Below are 14,263 nucleotides of genomic sequence, written 5' to 3'. Positions count from 1 at the left end.
CCGGAAGCCCTCCAGTTCGCCGTAAACTTCCGGCGAATTGGAGGGACTCCGGCGAACTCGGCGGCTTAGGGCGTCCCGCTCCGGCGCTCTTGTGCCAGGGCCGCCGCCACTTTTCCAATCAGCTCGTACGGGACAGGCTTCCGCAACTGGAACTTCAGGGTGCCCTTCGCTGCGCGGTAGGGGGCGAGTTCCGTGCTCAGCGATTCGTCGCCGTCGGGCACGGGGTAGACGGAGATGTGGTGCGCCCAGCCCGCGAAATATACGACGTATCTGCCCCCGAGCGTGATCGTCGGGATGCCGTAACTGATCATCTCCCCTGATCGGGGTACCGCGGCATGGCAGCATCGCCGGATCTCCTGCAGCGCCTCCTGCACGTCAGCAGGAAACGAGGCGATGTATTCCTCCACGGACTCAAAGTGCTGTGCCATTGCCGTTCCCTCCAACGATCCCAGCAACGAGTTAGCGCGGGCCGCCCTGCCACAAGGCATCGAACGGCGCGCCCGAGGCCACACGGTTCCGGATGCCGGCGGTCACAAACGCCTTCGCCGTCCGGGCGGCGGCCAGCGGCGTCGCACCCTTGGCGAGCTCGGCCGTCACCGCCGCGGCCAATGAGCACCCGGCGCCGGAGACTGCCACCTCGCCCACCTTCGGGGCGGACAGGACTTCCAGGGTTTCGCCGTCGTAGTAGACGTCGACGGCGTCGGGGCCTTCGAGCCGCACGCCGCCCTTGGCGAGCACCGCGGCGCCGCTGAGCTCATGGATGCGGACCGCGGCGGCCTTGAGGGACTCGACGTCGGTGATCTCCAGCCCTGAGAGCGACTCGGCCTCGAAATGGTTGGGCGTGACGAAGGTGGCCAGCGGCAGGATGTGGGACTTGAGCGCCTGGTCGGTGTCCAGGGCGTGGCCCGGCTCCTGGCCCTTGCAGATCAGCACCGGATCCAGCACCACGTTGGCGAACTGCCCGGCCGCCAGCGCCGCGGCCACGGTCGAAATCGTCGCCGGGCTGCCCAGCATGCCGATCTTGACGGTGTCCAGCACGGCCGGTGCGCCGGACGCGGCACCGTAGGCCGCCGTCGTGGCTTCCAGCTGGTCCGCGATGACCTGCTGGTCCACCGGGACAAAGCGGTGGTTCCAGTTGTCCTTGGGGTCGAAGGACACGATGCAGGTCAGGTTCGCGATCCCGAAGACGCCGAGTTCCTGGAACGTCTTCAGGTCAGCCTGCGCGCCGGCGCCGCCGGTCGCTTCGGAGCCTGCGATGGTCAGCGCGACGGCGGGGGAGGAGGCGGGCTCGGTAGCTGTATCGGAAGCAGCAGCGCCATCCGCCAGGGCGGTGGAATCGAATGCGGTAGAAGTCATGGTCCCATCCTGCCATCCCGCCAAAACCGCGCGCATTGTGCTCATGAACAAGCGTTCCATGAACAGTATGAACAAAACCTGAGTGTTCCGGATCACGCGGACTAGGGTGGCGGACGGTGTTGCTTACAGGCGGCGCCGGATCCAGGAAGGTTCATTGATGAGCACCCAACTGACCGAAGCGGCCCAGACCCGGAAAGCCGTCGGCAACATCCTCAAAGGCTCGGCCGGCAACCTTGTTGAGTGGTACGACCTCTACGTCTACACCGTGTTCGCGGCCTACTTCCAGGCGCACTTCTTCAACTCCAAGGACGAGCTCCAGGCCGGCCTAGAGGCCATGGCCGTCTTCTCGACGTCGTTCCTGATGCGCCCGATCGGTGCCTGGTTCTTTGGCCGGTACGCCGACCGCAAGGGCCGCAAAGCCGCGCTGACACTGAGCGTGACCATGATGTCCGCGGGCTCTTTCGCGATCGCGGTGCTGCCCACCCAGGACGTGATCGGCCTGTGGGCCCTGATCCTGCTGGTCCTCATCCGCGTGATCCAGGGCTTCTCCGTGGGCGGTGAGTACGGCACCAGCGCCACGTACATGTCCGAGGCTGCCACCTCCAAGCGCCGCGGCTTCTTCTCCAGCTTCCAGTACGTCACGCTGATCGGCGGACAGATGCTGGCACTGCTGGTCCTTGTGGTCTTGCAGAACGCCATGCCCAAGGCTGAGCTGACCGAGTGGGGCTGGCGCATCCCGTTCGCGGTGGGCGGCGTGGCCGCGCTGGTGGTCCTCTGGCTGCGGCGCTCCATGGAGGAAACCGTCTCGGCCGAACAGCTCGAGGCCGCAAAGGCCCCTGCCGTGGGAGGCCAGGCGCAGCCCGGGACCATGAAGCTGCTGTTCACCAGCTACTGGAAACCGCTCATGATCTGCATCGGAATCACCCTTGGCGGCACGGTGGCGTTCTACACGTACACCAACTTCATCCTGAAGTTCATGAACGATACCTCCGGCATCGCCAAGACGGACACGTCGGTCATCAACTTCTGGGCACTGTTCATCTTCATGCTGCTCCAGCCGGTTTACGGCATCATCTCGGACAAGGTCGGCCGCAAACCGCTGCTGCTGTGGTTCGGCATCACCGGCGTCCTGTTCACCTGTCCGCTCCTGTCCGCGCTCGCGGGGACCAAGGATCCGATCACCGCGTTCCTGCTGATGATGGGCGGTCTGCTGATCGTGGGCGGCTACACCTCCATCAACGCCCTAGTGAAGGCCGAGCTCTTCCCCGCGTCCATCCGCGCCCTCGGGGTGGGCCTGGGCTACGCGATCGCCAACTCTCTCTTCGGCGGCACCGTCCCGCTCATCGGCGCTGCTCTGCAGAAGACCGGGCAGGAAGAGCTGTTCTTCACCTACGTCACCGTGGCCATCGCCATCTCCCTGCTGGTCTACATCTTCGCGCTGAAGAACAAGAAGTCCACGCACCTGGACCACGAGCAGGGCCACGCCTGGGCGGCCGCTGGTCCGGACACGGCTGCGGGGACGGCTGCTGGTGGTCCGGGCGCGGCTGCTGGTGGTCCGGGCGACGGCGGCAGGGACGAGGACAAGGACCTCATCGACGCCTCGCGCCGCTAGGGCAGGCCGCAAGCCGTCCTCGAATTCGCCGGAAGCGCGCCGGGTCGCCGTATGTTTACGGCGACTTGGCGCGTTTCCAGCGAACTCGCGGCCTAAGGAGCGAATGGACGGCGACAACGACGGCGGCCCGGTCCCACGCTATTGGGCGTTGTCTGCGAACCGCAGCTGCAGGATCGTTGCGGCGGTGCCCGCCACGAACGTTCCCGCGAGCACAACATAGCTGCCTGGCTGGAGCGAGCCGACAGGATCGGCCACCATGCCGATCAGCAGCGGGACGATCGAATAAGGGAACCACTCCGCCCAGCCGGTCTTGCCGAACAGATTGCCCAGGGCCAGCATAACGAGCGAGAAAGCGATGGGGGCCACTTCGCCTCGGCTCCACACAGCGATCCAGGCGACCACTGGCGCGAGCAGGAATGAGATCGTCGCAGCGAGGAGCACGTGTGCGATTCCCGCCGCGGCCAACTCTGCCGAGAACCCCGGCAGCCCCAACACCAGTCCGATCGCCATGGCCTCGACGAGGACTATGACGATGAGCGCCATCCACCACACGGCCGCGACCGCCAGCTTGGCGACGGCGAACCAATGACGGGCCACGGGCAGCGCGAGCATGTTCTTGGCGGTGGCATCACCGTACTCCCGGCCAAACAGGTAGGCGATGATGAAGGTCAGCAGCAGCATCCCGCCGACACCGAAGACCAGCGTGAGCATGTAGAAGTATTGGAGCCACGTCGCCTCAAGCCCGGCAAGGCTCGCTTTGGTACCCAGAAGCCCCAGCTGGGCCGCCCGCCCCGGTTCGCGCACTATCCACATGAAAAGCGCAATACCGAGCGGCATGATCGCGAGCACCGCCAGCGTGGCCCACGTCGCCTTGGCACGGTGGAGCTTCATGAACTCGGTGCCAAGAACCTGACCGAACATCAAACCGCGCCGCCTTCGGACGAAGGGCCGGTCCTCCGGCCATCGGCACCGCGCGCATCGCCCGTCCGCGCCAGGAAGTAGCGCTCCAGATCCAGTGTGAGCAGCGCCTGCTCGCGCTCTTCCGGGGTGTAGGCGTCGGTCGCGAACGCGCGCGCCTTCGCGGCGAGTTCGTCGCGCGACGACTCCTCGATGAGACGGCCGTCGTGGACGATACCGATGCGGTCGGCCAAGTGAGCGACCTCGGCGAGGATGTGGCTCGACATGAAGACGGTGGCGCCGCGCCCGTCGGCGAGCGAACGGAGCAGCTCGCGGATCTCGACAATGCCAGCCGGATCAAGGCCGTTGGCGGGCTCGTCGAGCACGAGCAATTCGGGGGAGTGCAGCAGCGCGCGGGCGAGAGCGAGACGCTGTTTGTTGCCGAGCGAGAGCTGCCCGGCACGCCGATCGGCATAAGGATCCAAGCGCAGCAGCGTGATCGAGTCGGCGACCGACCGCGGCGGCGAACGGGTGAGCCGGCGCTGGATGTCCAGATTCTCGCGCACGGTGAGGTTGGGGTAGGCGGTCGCGGTCTCGACGAGGAAGCCAACGCGGGCGAACACAGCGGTCTCGCCAGGGATGATGCGCTGGCCCAGGACGGTCACCTCCCCGCTGCTCGGCCGGATCAGGCCGAGCATCATACGGATTGTGGTCGTTTTGCCCGCCCCGTTCCTGCCGAGGAACCCGTAGATCTCGCCCCGGCGGACGTCAAGGTTGAGCGAGTCGACGGCGGTGACGTCGCGGTACCGCTTGACGAGGGCGCGCGTGGAAACCGCGGAGTCAGGCATGGGGCTCCTCCATGGCCCCATCCTGCCACCACGCCCGGAGCGTTCACAGGGTGAAGCTGCGGCTGCATCAGGCTCCCGCACCGTCGGGTGCGAGAATGGAGGCGGTTCCGGCTGCTTGTGTTACCGGGGCCGTCCAGTGCTAATACAGCCGGCCGCCCAGCGTGTTCCCCTTGCGGGTGCGGGCCGCCGAGCGAACCACTACGAATGGAATACCCATGACTTCCGCCAAGACCTTCCCGGCGTCAGCCGCACCAAGGTTCGCCTCGATCGGCTCCCCACATTTCGGCATCATGCTCGCTGTCATGGCCGTGGTGCTGATCCTGTCCAACATCGGGGCGTCCAAGGGCGTGGCGATCGGCCCCGTGATCACCGACGGCGGCTTCTTCCTCTTCCCGCTGGCGTACATCCTGGGCGATGTCATCAGCGAGGTCTATGGCTTCAAAGTGGCGCGCAAGGCCATCATCACCAGCTTTGCGCTGTCCGTCTTCGCGTCGCTCTGCTACTGGGTCATCATCGCCCTTCCGGGGTTCGACGACGAATACGGTTCCTCCAAGCAGGCAGCCTTGGAAGGCGCACTGGGACCGGTCCCGCAGATTGTGCTGGCATCGCTGCTGGCCTTCCTCGCCGGCCAGACCATCAACTCCTGGATCTTGGTGAAGATGAAGGCGCGGACCGGGGAAAGGTCCCTGTGGGCGCGCATCATGGGCTCCTCCGTGGCGGGTGAGTTCGTGGACACCCTGATTTTCTGCAGCATCGCCGCATCCGTGATCGGAATTACCGACGCCGCGATGTTCATGAACTATGTCCTAGTGGGCTTCCTCTACAAGACCCTCGTGGAGTTCGCCTTCGTCCCGCTGACCTCGCTCGCCATCGGCTGGGTCAAGAAGCGCGAACCGAGCTACGGCGCCTAGGACTCCTCCTCATCCTCCGGCCGCCGGCCAGTTCGGAGCCAGCAGCCGCCCAATTCGCCGGATACCCGCGGTGTCGCCGTAAGTTTCCGACGACGTGGCGGGGTACCGGCGAATTCGAGTCGTTGGGGTGCGGGGTGCCGGGCGCCGCAACGCATTCGACGCTCAGGGGTGCCGGCGGCCGGCCAGCGCACGAAGCAGACGGTGCTTGAATTCCTGCTCGCGAAAGAGGTCCTTCCACTCCACGCGGACGAACCGCCAGCCCTCTTCAACCAAGGCCTTCTCCCGGCGCCGTTCCTCGAAGAGCACCTCGGCCGTGGGACTGTAGTCGAAGTACTTGATTTTGCCGTCGAACTCGAGTGCGACCTTTTCCTCCTTCCATGCAAAGTCCAGGCGATGGCGCCCGGCGCGGCTCGACACTTCCAGCTGCGGCTCGGGTGGCCGGATCCGCAGCCGCAGGATCAGGTCGCGGGTCAGGGTCTCGCCGGGAGATTCGGAGCGCGGATCGGCCGCGGCCAGGACACGGCGGAAAGTCCGAATGCCCCGGCGGCCGTCCAGGTCATCTGCCATGGCCTGCAGGGCGCCCGGGTCCGCGCCGAGTCGAAGCGCGTGGTCCGTGAGGATCAACGCCTGCCTGTAGGGCAGCATCATGGCGCAGTCGGCCGTCGTGCGCTCCAAGGACGTGGTCCGGAGGCCGTTCACCACGGCGACGTCGTGGTCGGCGAAGGGGCGCGTGTGGCAGCGGACGTCACTGCCGTGACGCTCGTTCGAGGGCCGTACTTTTTGGAGGACATGGATCACGTCATCCACCTCCCACAGGTGGAGGAGGCGGAGGCGCGCCGCGGAAGTGTGGCTGTAGTGGAAGGCTCCTGTCGACGTCGTACGCGTTCCGTGGGCGTGCGCGTAGATGAGCTGCCGGCTCCGGACAGTAGGCGACTGGGCGTTCCAGAGGCTGGCGCGGATGTAGCAGCCGTGCCGGAGCCGGACGAGGGTGCCTGAATCGAGGAGCGAGCGGATGGCGCGCGAGCTGAAGCCGAGATCCAGGAGCTGTTCGGTGCGCCAGAGGTTACCTGTCGGCGGCAGCCCCAGCGCGGGGCTATGCGTCATGCCACCAGCTTCGGCCGCTGCAGGAGCGGGCAGGAGGCCCCGTCGTCGCTATGTGGAAAACACGAGGCGGCCGCACCTTGGCTACTTTGGGAGACGGCGGCCTTGGACGCCGCTCACTTCGCCGGAACGCGGCGAAGGCGCCGTCAATTTACGGCGAACTCGGTGGTTTCCCGCGAATTCGGCGGGGGCGTCAGCCGGGAACGCGGGCGGTGGTTCCGCGGACGATGAGGTCCGGCTCGATCAGCTGGCGCTCAGGCTCGAGGGTGGGGTCCTGGATCCGTGCCAGCAGGGCGCTTGCGACGCCGGACCCGACAATGTCGCTCCGGTTGTCCACCGAGGTCATGTCCAGATACCGCGACTTGGCCAGCGGGGAGTTGTCGTAGCCGATCACGGAGAGCTCTTCCGGGATGGACAAGCCCCGGGCCTTGGCTGCGGCGAAGGCGCCCAGGGCCATGGTGTCATTGGCGGCGAACAGGGCGGTCGTGTCGGGGTGGTGGTCAAGGACCCAGCAGGCGGCCGCATAGCCGTCCTCCTCAGAGGTGCCGCGGGATTCGCCGGCGATCCGGGCCTCGACGCCGGCCTCCAGGATGCGGCGGCGGAAGCCCTCCCGCCGGTGGGCCGCGGCGCCGCCGGAGCCCGAGAGGTGTCCCATGCGTGTGTGGCCGAGCCCGATCAGGTGCTCCGCCGCCATGCGGCCGCCGCCGTCGTCGTCGTTGGTGATGAGCCCGGCGCCGGCGGGAACGCCGTTCCGCCAGCCGGCGACGACGGCGGGAACCCAAGTGCCGGCCATCATGGACTCGCTCGGCTCGGCGGCGATGACGAGGCCCTCCACATGCATGGACAGCAGGCCGTCCACGGCCTCCGTGATGCGGTTCTCGCCGGGGCGGGAATCGGCGAGGGTGACCTGGTAGCCGTGGGGGGAGAACACGGATTCCATGCCGCGCAGGAGGTCCACGAACCAGGGGTTCCGGAAGTCGTCAATGACCAGCCCGATGCTTTTCGTCTGGCTGCTGGCGAGCGTGGTCGCCGCCCGGCTGGGGCGGTAACCGAGCTCCGACATGGCCGCCCGGACGGCCTCCCGACGCTTCTCGCTGACCTTTGACGGGTTTTGAAGCACGAGCGAGACCAGCGACGGGGAGACGCCGGCGCTCTTGGCGACGTCGTAGATCGTCGGGCGGCGGGTTCTGGGGGTATTCAACGACATCTGCAGGGCCTTTCACGTCTCATCCGAGGATAACCGGTCAACCATTGACAGGACATATGCACATAGTTACGCTTTTGTTCAGCGCCAGATTTTGTAGCGCTCCAATTTCTACCGTCGGGCCGTCGGCCTGACCGAATTTCAAAGGAGAAATCGATGGCTGACAGTTTGGGAGTTGCCGTAATCGGCGCCGGAATGGCAGGAAAAGCGCATGCGGCCGCGTACCGCACGGCGTCGGCGCTCTACAGCCCGGTTCTTCCTCCTATCCGGCTGGTCTCCATCGGCGACGTCAACGCCGAGTTCGGTTCCCTGGCCGCGAAGCGTTTCGGCTACGATCGCCACGACACCTCGTGGCAGGCGATCGCCGAGGCCGACGACATCGACGTCGTGAGCGTCGTGATCGCGAACTCCCTCCACCGCGAGGTCGTGGAGGGCCTGCTGGCCGCCGGCAAGCATGTGCTGTGCGAGAAGCCGCTGAGCGACTCAATCGAGGACGCCCGCGCCATGGCCGAGGCGGCCCGCAGTGCCAGTTCGATTGCCCGCATCGGGTTTACCTTCCGCCGCACGCCGGGCATCGCCTACATCCGGGACCTCATCCGCACCGGCGTGCTGGGGAACGTCCTGCACTTCAGCGGCCGCTACTGGACCGACTACGGGTTCAGCCCGTCGGCGCCCATGAGCTGGCGCTACAAGGGCGGCCCGGGCTCCGGCGCCCTGGCCGACGTCGGCAGCCACCTGACGTACGTCGCTGAGTTCCTCTGCGGCGACATCAAGTCCATCAGCGGCGGACGCCTCAGCACCGTGATCGACAAGCGCCCGCTGCCGCTGGGCGCCGTCATGGGCCACGACCACGCCGCGGTCAGCGACACGTTCGAGCCGGTCGAGAACGACGACTACGCGGTGTTTTCCGCCGAATTCGAGAACGGTGCAGGCGGCTTCGAGGTCTCCCGGGTCGCCGCAGGGCACGCGAACAGCCTCATCTTCGAGGTCTTCTGCGAGAACGGCGCCGCCCGGTTCGACCAGCGCCGCCCCGCGGAGATCGAGCTGTTCCTCAACGACGGCCCGGCCAACGAAAACGGCTACCGCCAGGTGATCCTCGGCCCCGGACACCCCTACATCGCCGGCGGGCTGGCCATGGACGCGCCCAGCGTCGGCTTCGGCCAGAACGACGCCTTCGGCTACCAGGCCCGGGCCTTCCTCGAGGAGGTCGCCGGCCTCAGCGAGGCGGACTCCCTGCCCCGCTGCGCCACGTTCGACGAGGGCGTGCGCAACATGGAGCTGCTCGGCGCAGTCACCGAATCCGCCCTCAACAACGGAAAGAAAATCACGCTATGAAACTCGGCGTCTACAACGCAATCCTGCACGACCGGCCCCTTCCCGAGGCCCTCAAGGTCATCGCCAACCTCGGACTGACCGGCATCGAAATCAACACGGGCGGGTTCCTGCCGGCCGTTCACGTCCCCACCATGGACCAGATCCTGGAAAGCGATGCGGCCCGCGATGACTACCTCGCGATTTTCGAGGGCACCGGTGTCTCGATTGCCGGCCTGAACTGCAATGGCAACCCGCTGCACCCCAAACGTGAGATCGGCGGGAAGCATGCCGAGGACATCCGCCGCTCCATCCGGTTGGCGCAGCGGCTGGGACAGGACCGTGTGGTGACCATGTCCGGCCTGCCCGGCGGCGAACCCGGGGCCACCACGGTCAACTGGGTGGTCAACGCCTGGAACTCGGCGGCCCTGGACGTGCTCGACTACCAATGGGGCATCGCGGCCGACTTCTGGAAGGAAACCGACCGCCTGGCCGCCGACCATGGCGTGAAGGTGGCCCTCGAGCTGCACCCGCAGAACATCGTGTTCAACACCGCCGATGTCCACAAGCTCATTGAGCTTACCGGCGCGACCCATGTCGGCGTCGAGCTGGACGCCTCGCACCTGTTCTGGCAGCAGATGGATCCGGTCGCGGTGGTCCGCGAACTCGGCCCGCTGGTCTTCCAGGCCGCGGCGAAGGACGTCCGCATCAATACCGCCAACGCAGCGCTCTACGGTGTCCTCGACAACAGCTTCCGGCGGCTGTCCCCGGACGAAAACCGCACCAACCTCGGCGGCGACGAGTGGGCCAACGAATGGCCCAAGGACTCCGCCTGGGACTTCGTTGCCCTGGGCCGCGGGCACGACTCAGCCTACTGGACCGAGTTCCTGCGCGCGCTCTACGAGGTGGACCCGGAGATGCTGGTCAACATCGAGCACGAGGACGTCTCCCTGGGCCGGATCGAGGGCCTCCAGGTGGCGGCCAAGGTCCTGCGGGACGCCGACTCGGCACTCGCGGCGTCGCTGCACCTCACCAACTGACGGCCCGGCACCCGAGTTCTGCCGCCGAGTCGCCGGAACACTGCGGGGTCGCCGGAAACTTCCGGCGATCTCGCACGGTTCCGGCGACCTCGACGCCGGGGCCGCACCGACGCCTGGGCGACCTAGGAGTAGTAGTTCGCCAGGGTCTCGGCCTTGAACTCGAAGAAGTTGCCGGCCTCGATGGCGAGCCGGGCGTCGTCGACCATCTTCACCACGAAGCGCTCGTTGTGGATCGAGATCAGGGTGGCCGAGACCATCTCCTTGGCCTTGAACAGGTGATGGATGTAGGCCCGCGAATAGTTCAGGCAGGCGTAGCAGTCGCAGCCTTCCTGCAGCGGGCCGAAGTCGCGTTTGTACTTGGCGCCGGAGAGGTTGTACCGGCCGGTGGGGTGGTAGAACGCCGAGTTGCGGGCCACCCGGGTGGGGGAGACGCAGTCGAAAGTGTCCGCGCCGTTTTCAATGGCCGTGAAGATGTCGTCCGGTTCGGAGATGCCCAGCAGGTGCCGCGGCTTGTTCTCCGGCAGCTCCTCGTTGCACCAGCGCACGATCGTGCCGAGGTTCTCTTTCTCCAGCGCCCCGCCGATCCCGAAGCCGTCGAAGTTCATGGCGCCGAGGTCCCGGCAGGCCTTGCGGCGCAGGTCCTCGTACTGGGCGCCCTGGATCACCCCGAACAGGGCCTGGTAGGGCTTGCCGGCGCGCTCGTCCGTGAGCCGGAAGTGCTCGGTGATGCACCGCTCGGCCCAGCGCCGGGTCCGCTCCAGGGACTCCTCCTGGTAGCCGCGGGAGTTCTGCAGCGTGGTGAGCTCGTCGAACGCGAACATGATGTCCGCGCCGATCTGGTGCTGGACGTTCATGGAGATCTCGGGGCTGAAGCGGTGCCGGTCGCCGTTGAGGTGGCTCTTGAACCACACGCCTTCCTCGTCCACGTGGGCCAGACGTTCTTTGCCGGGGGCGACGGCGTCGTCCGGCCCCGAATGGTCCACCGATTTCATGTCGATGACCTTCTTGAACCCCGAGCCCAGGCTCATCACCTGGAACCCGCCGGAATCGGTGAACGTCGGACCGCGCCAGTTCATGAACGCCCCCAGGCCGCCGGCCTCGTCCAGGATGTCCGCGCCCGGCTGCAGGTACAGGTGGTAGGCGTTGGCCAGCACCGCCTGCGCGCCGAGTTCGGCAATGGATTCCGGCAGCACGGACTTGACCGTGGCCTTGGTGCCGACGGCGATGAACGCCGGGGTTTGGATCTCCCCGTGCGGGGTGGCTATGGTGCCGGTCCGGCCCAGGAACTCACCGCCGTTGGCGGCAACCTGCCCGGCCGACGGCGGGCACGTCTCGCTCAGGCGTTTGCCCACGCGGAAGGAGAACTCGGACTGCCGGGCAGGCGCGGGGGACGAAGACTCGAAGTCAGGATTGGCTGGCACGGTTCAAGTGTGCCAGCTAACGCAGCTCTGGACTCAGTGGACGGGATCCGATGTGGGGTAGTTCTCAGCCCGCCACTTGTCCCAGTAGTCGCGGACCGCCTCCAGCTGGTGGGCCCCGAGGTCGTACGTGGAGACGATTGCGAGGGATCCGCCGTCGGGCCGTACGTCGGCGATGGCGGGCTGGTCCGCCACGATCAGCAGGCCGTCCCCGTGCTCGGCATAGTTGTGGACGGTCAGACCCACCTGGTGGTTGCTGCGGAACCACACTTTGCCGGAGATTTCCTCGCCCGTGGGCAGGGTGAGCGAATAAGGGTCCCCCGGCGACGGGACATCGCTGAGCCCCAGTTTCTCTATCGCGGACCCGCCGGAGCCGGGCACGGAGAAGAAGAAGGTCCGGCGCTTGCCGTGCGGGTGCCGTTCCAGGGCGAAGCGCAACTGGTGGAGGAATGTCAGCCAGCCCTGGGTGATGTCCTCGTCCCAGGCCGCCCACTCGGAATTGTGGTCGATTGCCGCCCGGGTGACGCTGACCTCCGTGCCCGTGGGGACAGGTTTCAAGGTGAAAACGTCGCCGCCGTCGACCACCAGGGAGGTGTGGTCGGCGCCTTCGACCACATTGGGGCCGAAGTAGATTTCGTTGATTTCGGCCTCTTGGTCATCGGCCACCCAGCCGTGCCATTGGGCGATCTTGGCGGGTTCGCGCAGCATGGTCCAAACTTGCTGCGCGTCGGAATTGATCACAACGCTCAGATTGTTCGTCATGGGGTGAATCTACAACTCCGGGCCCGCCACGGGTAGGGCCCAACGCTAGACCTCAGGCGCGGACCGATTCGAGCTCGTTGGCGATCCGGCGTTCCAGCTCAACGGTGCCAATTGTTTCGGAGCCGCCGTGCGCGCGCAGGAACAGGAGCGCCTCGAGCCGCAGCAGGCGCCAGTCGCGTTCCGCATCCTGGTTCGCGTTGTCGATCGAGCGGAAGATTTCCTTGTCGTACAGGTTGGGCTCGTTGAGCGAGCGCTGGCGCACCTTGGCGTTGATCCTGGCCTTGAACGGGTCCGTTTCCATGGCCTCCGGCGCGCGGAGCAGTTTCTCGTAGATCCCGGCGCGCTGGTCCTGACCCAGCTGGCGGCAGATGTAGCTGGAGAGCGCCAGCGATGACTCCACGGAGGCCCAGCGGTCGGGGTTGCCGTCGAACGGCAGGACGTTGAGCAGGTCCGCGACCGCCAGGGCGTTGTCGGGGTCCTTGAGAGTGACGAAGAGCTCGTGCGCGAGGTCGCTGAGATCCTTCAGGCAGCTCCCGGACTTGGTGTTGATGCCCTTGGCGAGCCGTTCACTGAGCAGGAGGACACCGACGGCGCCCGGATGGTCCTCGGCCGCGGCCTCCACGACAGACTCCGGCGTGCCGTCGGGGGCCGGGATGAGTGCCAGGTCCGCTTCGCTGGGTCCGCTCACCGCGGGCGGCGCAGCGGGCTGGGGAGGAACGACGACGGCGGCCGCCGTATTGTCGGGCCCGGCAGCGTCGGATTCAGCTGCGTCGGATTCAGTTGCGCCAGGCCCGGGTGCGACCGGCTCAGCCTCGTCCGGCGCGGGGGCGCCGCCATCGGAAGGAGTTGGCGTGCCGGTCGCGCCGCCGTCGGACACGGGGGTGCCGGCCCCGGCGTCGTCCGTGACGCGGACCAGTGATCCCGCCGCGATCCGCAGCACACCGCCGCCGCTGAGGGTCGTCAACACCATGGCGGGAGTCCCAAAATCGTCGGTTTCGACATCCACGCGATGGATCTCTGCGGAGCGGTTTCCGTCGGGCAGAATCAGGTGGTCGCCGGCCCGCAGAGATCCAGCCTGCTGTTCACTGTAGTTCCGGAAGGCTGGGGGGTGGGTCATCGGGAGTCCTTAAAGTTCTCTTGCGGTCCGCCCAACAGTCTACAAAATCGGTTGCGTGAAGTCGGGGACGCAGGGGAGGCCCCGAGAGTCCCCGGCCGGAGCCGGGCCCAAGGGAACCGGCTAGTTGCCGACCCCCGCGAAGGCCAGCGCCTGCCGGATCAGGGCCCCCCGGCCGCCGCTGAATTCCAGCTGCACGTCGGTGCTCATGACCTCCTGCGGGGTCATCCAGGTCAGCTCAAGGGCGTCCTGCCGCGGGGAGCATTCGCCGGTCACAGGAATGACGTACGCCAGGGCAACGGCGTGCTGGCGGTCGTCCGTGAAGCCGGTGTGGGACGGGGACGGGAAGTACTCGGCCACGGTGAACGGCACCGGGCTGACCGGAAGCTGCGGGAAGGCGAGCGGGCCCAGGTCCTTCTCCATGTGGCGGAGCAGGGCGGCGCGGATGGTCTCGCGGTAGAGAACGCGGCCGGACACCAGGGACCGGACCATGGTGCCGTCCTCGTCGGCCTGCAGGAGGGTGCCGACCTCGTTCACGAACCCGAGGGGGTCCAGCCGGACCGGAACGGCCTCGACATAGACCATCGGCAGCCGGCCCCGCGCTTCGAACAGGTCGTCGTCGGAGAGCCAGCCGGGATTCGGGTCAGGGGTGCGCACATTCATGGTTAAGTTCTACCCCATCCCGTCCC

General features: G+C 66.9%; 14 protein-coding genes. 4 read left to right on the top strand and 10 right to left on the bottom strand.

Features of this window, described 5'->3' with window-relative positions; all coding sequences use genetic code 11:
• Positions 1–65 precede the first annotated feature (65 nt).
• Together AC1D1A_RS09650 and AC1D1A_RS09645 are read right to left on the bottom strand one after the other, a co-directional pair.
• Positions 66–428, bottom strand: coding sequence for an iron chaperone (locus AC1D1A_RS09650; RefSeq protein WP_476947624.1), 363 nt, complete (start codon positions 426–428; stop codon positions 66–68).
• Between the two features lie 31 nt (positions 429–459).
• Entirely contained in the window at positions 460–1,356 is an 897-nt protein-coding gene (locus tag AC1D1A_RS09645; RefSeq protein WP_476857835.1) for a hydroxymethylpyrimidine/phosphomethylpyrimidine kinase, read from the bottom strand.
• A 157-nt stretch (positions 1,357–1,513) separates the two neighbouring features.
• On the opposite strand from AC1D1A_RS09645, the gene AC1D1A_RS09640 reads away from it, so the two are divergent.
• Positions 1,514–2,968 carry an MFS transporter gene (locus AC1D1A_RS09640; RefSeq protein WP_476947623.1) on the top strand — a complete coding sequence of 485 codons (1,455 nt, stop codon included), beginning with the start codon at positions 1,514–1,516 and terminating at the stop codon, positions 2,966–2,968.
• Between the two features lie 138 nt (positions 2,969–3,106).
• Here AC1D1A_RS09640 and AC1D1A_RS09635 read toward each other — a convergent pair whose 3' ends face one another.
• Positions 3,107–3,889 carry an ABC transporter permease gene (locus AC1D1A_RS09635; protein ID WP_476887683.1) on the bottom strand — a complete coding sequence of 261 codons (783 nt, stop codon included), beginning with the start codon at positions 3,887–3,889 and terminating at the stop codon, positions 3,107–3,109.
• A complete protein-coding gene (locus AC1D1A_RS09630) occupies positions 3,889–4,713 on the bottom strand; it encodes an ABC transporter ATP-binding protein (RefSeq protein ID WP_476947622.1) in 825 nt (274 codons plus the stop codon). Before AC1D1A_RS09630 ends, AC1D1A_RS09635 begins: the two co-directional genes overlap by 1 nt.
• Positions 4,714–4,928: 215 nt before the next feature.
• On the opposite strand from AC1D1A_RS09630, the gene AC1D1A_RS09625 reads away from it, so the two are divergent.
• Positions 4,929–5,624: a queuosine precursor transporter gene (locus tag AC1D1A_RS09625; RefSeq protein WP_476857838.1), complete on the top strand. Its 696-nt coding sequence runs from the start codon at positions 4,929–4,931 to the stop codon at positions 5,622–5,624.
• A 162-nt stretch (positions 5,625–5,786) separates the two neighbouring features.
• Here the strand turns inward: AC1D1A_RS09625 and AC1D1A_RS09620 are convergent, their stop codons facing one another.
• Positions 5,787–6,728 carry a type IV toxin-antitoxin system AbiEi family antitoxin domain-containing protein gene (locus AC1D1A_RS09620; protein WP_476947621.1) on the bottom strand — a complete coding sequence of 314 codons (942 nt, stop codon included), beginning with the start codon at positions 6,726–6,728 and terminating at the stop codon, positions 5,787–5,789.
• A 190-nt stretch (positions 6,729–6,918) separates the two neighbouring features.
• Positions 6,919–7,932, bottom strand: coding sequence for a LacI family DNA-binding transcriptional regulator (locus AC1D1A_RS09615; protein WP_476947620.1), 1,014 nt, complete (start codon positions 7,930–7,932; stop codon positions 6,919–6,921).
• Between the two features lie 153 nt (positions 7,933–8,085).
• Between AC1D1A_RS09615 and AC1D1A_RS09610 the strand changes: the two genes are divergently transcribed.
• Positions 8,086–9,264: a Gfo/Idh/MocA family protein gene (locus tag AC1D1A_RS09610; RefSeq protein ID WP_230008471.1), complete on the top strand. Its 1,179-nt coding sequence runs from the start codon at positions 8,086–8,088 to the stop codon at positions 9,262–9,264.
• Entirely contained in the window at positions 9,261–10,280 is a 1,020-nt protein-coding gene (locus AC1D1A_RS09605; RefSeq protein ID WP_476887687.1) for a sugar phosphate isomerase/epimerase family protein, read from the top strand. The genes AC1D1A_RS09610 and AC1D1A_RS09605 overlap by 4 nt, the downstream gene beginning before the upstream one ends.
• Before the next feature lie 122 nt (positions 10,281–10,402).
• Here AC1D1A_RS09605 and tgt read toward each other — a convergent pair whose 3' ends face one another.
• The 4 genes from tgt to AC1D1A_RS09585 all read right to left on the bottom strand — a co-directional run bounded on the left by tgt (position 10,403) and on the right by AC1D1A_RS09585 (position 14,237).
• Positions 10,403–11,701 (bottom strand): tRNA guanosine(34) transglycosylase Tgt, encoded by a 1,299-nt coding sequence (tgt, locus tag AC1D1A_RS09600; protein ID WP_476947619.1) that lies wholly within the window; start codon positions 11,699–11,701, stop codon positions 10,403–10,405.
• Positions 11,702–11,734: 33 nt separating this feature from the next.
• Positions 11,735–12,460 carry an SRPBCC family protein gene (locus AC1D1A_RS09595; RefSeq protein WP_476850551.1) on the bottom strand — a complete coding sequence of 242 codons (726 nt, stop codon included), beginning with the start codon at positions 12,458–12,460 and terminating at the stop codon, positions 11,735–11,737.
• Between the two features lie 52 nt (positions 12,461–12,512).
• Complete coding sequence (locus AC1D1A_RS09590; protein WP_476947618.1) at positions 12,513–13,577, bottom strand: DUF6707 family protein; 1,065 nt, start codon at positions 13,575–13,577, stop codon at positions 12,513–12,515.
• Positions 13,578–13,697: 120 nt separating this feature from the next.
• Complete coding sequence (locus AC1D1A_RS09585) at positions 13,698–14,237, bottom strand: NUDIX hydrolase family protein (RefSeq protein ID WP_223914477.1); 540 nt, start codon at positions 14,235–14,237, stop codon at positions 13,698–13,700.
• Positions 14,238–14,263 lie beyond the last annotated feature (26 nt).

It is taken from the genome of Arthrobacter sp. P1_B9 (assembly GCF_056406495.1).
Note: the sequence above shows the minus strand (reverse complement) of the source record. Positions and strands in the feature narration are given on the sequence as shown.